The organism is Megasphaera sp. AF13-6AC, assembly GCF_027685385.1.
Taxonomy (GTDB): domain Bacteria; phylum Bacillota; class Negativicutes; order Veillonellales; family Megasphaeraceae; genus Megasphaera; species Megasphaera micronuciformis.
This window is the reverse complement of the sequence record NZ_JAQCUN010000127.1, coordinates 379-3,460: the sequence shown is the minus strand read 5'-3', so window position 1 is coordinate 3,460 and position 3,082 is coordinate 379. Positions and strand designations below refer to the sequence as shown.

3 protein-coding genes are annotated in these 3,082 nt (G+C 49.4%); all 3 read right to left on the bottom strand.

Features of this window, described 5'->3' with window-relative positions; translation table 11 throughout:
- Window positions 1-1,334: class II fumarate hydratase (gene fumC, locus PGX78_RS06895; protein WP_270446089.1), on the bottom strand; the 1,334-nt coding region annotated here is incomplete at its 3' end.
- A 66-nt stretch (window positions 1,335-1,400) separates the two neighbouring features.
- Window positions 1,401-2,678: a phosphoribosylamine--glycine ligase gene (purD, locus tag PGX78_RS06890; protein ID WP_270446087.1), complete on the bottom strand. Its 1,278-nt coding sequence runs from the start codon at window positions 2,676-2,678 to the stop codon at window positions 1,401-1,403.
- On the bottom strand, window positions 2,678-3,082 hold a 405-nt coding region (locus PGX78_RS06885), incomplete at its 5' end, for an IMP cyclohydrolase (RefSeq protein WP_270446085.1). The genes PGX78_RS06885 and purD, both read right to left, overlap by 1 nt.

The following is a 3,082-nucleotide window of genomic DNA, read 5'->3' as shown; positions in this document are numbered from 1 at the left end:
GCCGTAATAAGGCCGCTCTCTACAGCCGCTTCCTTCAAGGTCAAGCCTTGGGAGGCGGCTTTTTTGGCAATACTGCAAGCCTTATCATACCCCACAAGAGGTACGAGGCCCGTAACTAAGATTAAGGATCGATGCAGATTTTCTTCAATTCGTTCCCTGTTCGGTTCAAGCCCTTTTATACAGTGCTTACCGAACGAATCCATAACATCCGTCAAAAGACGAATCGATTGAATCATGTTATAGGCCATAACGGGCATGAACACATTGAGTTCGAAGTTCCCCTGACTGGCTGCAAAGCCGACTGTCGCATCGTTTCCCATAACTTGTGCGGCTACCATGGTCACCGCTTCAGCCTGAGTGGGATTTACCTTGGACGGCATAATGGAACTACCCGGTTCGTTAGCGGGAATAATGAGTTCACCAATACCGCAACGAGGTCCCGACGCCAACCAGCGCACATCGTTGGCAATCTTCATCAAATCACAGGCCAAGGCTTTCAACATGCCGTGAGCGACAACGAGTTCATCCTTACTCGTCAAAGAGTGAAACTTATTTTTTGCCGTTCTGAATACCTTACCCGTCAGACGACTCAACTCTTCAGCAAAGAGAGGTCCGAACTCATTCGGGCAGTTGATGCCCGTACCCACAGCCGTTCCACCGGCAGCCAAATCACGCAAGAACTCGCATCCTTGCACGAGCATCTCCCGATTTCGTTCAATCATGCGGGCCCAACCGCTGATTTCCTGCCCTAAAGTCAAGGGCGTGGCATCCTGTAAATGCGTTCTTCCTATTTTTACAATGTCTTTATATTCTTCCGCCTTCTTTTCCAGCAGAGACTGCAACCGGTCCATGGCGGGGAAAAGGCGGTCTTCAATTAAGCACAACGTCGCCGCATGCATGGCCGTCGGAAAGACGTCGTTCGAGCTCTGCGATCGATTTACATGGTCATTAGGATGAACGGTTATACTTTCTCCCGCAGCGACGGCTATTTGGACAGCCTTTTTAGCAATTACTTCATTCATATTCATATTAAATTGCGTACCGCTACCGGTCATCCACACGGCCAGGGGAAAGTTTCCGTCCAAATGACCAGCCAGGATTTCATCGCAGGCCGCTTCAATAGCCCGAGTCCGCACATCATCCAAGTTTCCCAGCTTATTATTCGTTTCAGCCGCCGCTTTTTTCAAATAAGCAAAGACCGTAACCAATTCTTGGGGAATTTTTTCCGTACCGATTTGGAAGTTTTCCAGACTTCTCTGCGTCTGTGCTCCCCAAAGTTTGTCGGCAGGAACCTGTATTTCTCCTAATGAATCTTTCTCCGTCCTGTAATTCATGACATATCGCCCTCTCGTAATAAAAGCGGACTGCCTGCATATACAAGAAGTCCGCTTTATATATTTTTAAGACAAGTGTTTCAAGCCTTTTTGACCGATATCGCGACGAACTTGTTGGCCGTCAAAATGAATCCGTTCTACCTGAGCATAGGCCTTACTGATGGCATCCTGAAGAGAATCGCCCAGAGCCGTTACGCCCAAAACGCGGCCGCCGGCAGTGACAAATTTTCCGTCTTCTTTCTTAGTGCCCGAATGAAATACATAGACACTACCGTCCTTTTCTACGTCATCCAATCCGTCAATGACATCCCCCTTGTGTGACGATTCGGGATAGCCGGCCGAAGCCATAATGACGCAACACGCCGCTCCTTTATGCCAATGCACGTCTTGAGGATTTAATCGACCGGTAGCACAGTTATACATGATTTGAGCCAAGTCACCGTCCAATAAGGGCAGGACAACCTGCGTTTCCGGATCGCCGAACCGGCAATTAAATTCAACCACCTTCGGTCCCTCATCCGTCAGCATGAGACCTGCATATAAGCACCCCTTATAAGGAATACCTTCCTTAGCCAACCCGTCGACGACGGGACGCAAAATCTTTTCTTCTACGACTTGACGCCATTGATCCGTAAGAACGGGAGCAGGAGCATAGGCACCCATACCGCCCGTATTAGGGCCCTTGTCACCGTCAAAAATACGCTTGTGGTCTTGAGCCGCTACCATGGGAACGATGGTTTTACCGTCTACGAAAGCAAGTAAGCTTGCTTCTTCACCGACCATACACTCTTCTACGACGATTTGTCCGCCCGATTCGCCGAAAATGCGGTCCTTCATCATGGCGTCTACGGCATCCGTCGCATCCTTTACCGTCTGTGCCACGACTACACCCTTACCGGCTGCCAGACCGTCGGCTTTAATGACAATAGGAGCACCCTGTTTTTCGATATACGCCTTGGCCGCTTCTTTGTCCGTAAAGATTTCATAAGCCGCCGTAGGTACGCCGTATTTTTTCATCAAATCCTTGGCAAAGCCCTTCGATCCCTCAAGGCGAGCTGCCTCCTTAACGGGGCCGAAAACGGCAATGCCTTTGGCTTCAGCCGCATCCGCCAGCCCTTGTGTTAAAGGTACTTCGGGACCGACGACGAGTAAATCGATGCCTTCTTTTACGGCAAAATCCGTAATACCGGTCAAATCCGTTACGGATAAGGGGATGCATCGGGCCAAGTCGGACATGGCTTCACTTCCCGGAAAGGCATAAAGGCTTTCTACGGACGAACTTTCGTGTAATTTACGCACCAAGGCGTGTTCACGACCGCCGCCGCCGACTACTGCCACCTTCATTACGCCTTATCCCCCTTTCTTACTTCTTCCGTCAAATATGCGGCAATAGCCGCATCGTATTCAGCCGTATGAGTAAAGGCCAAGCGAGCTAAATTCAGGCGATAGGCATCGCTTAATTCGCCGTCTTTTTTCAAAAGTTCCGTAATCTCGCCGTACATATCGGGATTGGTTATAATGGCGACAAATTTATTATTCTTTGCAGCGGCGCGTACCATGCAGGGACCGCCGATATCAATGTTTTCAATGGCATCCGCCAAGGTTACATCCGGTTTGGCAATCGTTTCTCTAAAAGGATACAGGTTGACGACTACCAAATCGATGGGGGTAATACCGTGGTCTTTCATAGCCTGTACATGACTTTCATGATCACGCATGGCTAAAATAGCCCCGTGAATTTTCGGATG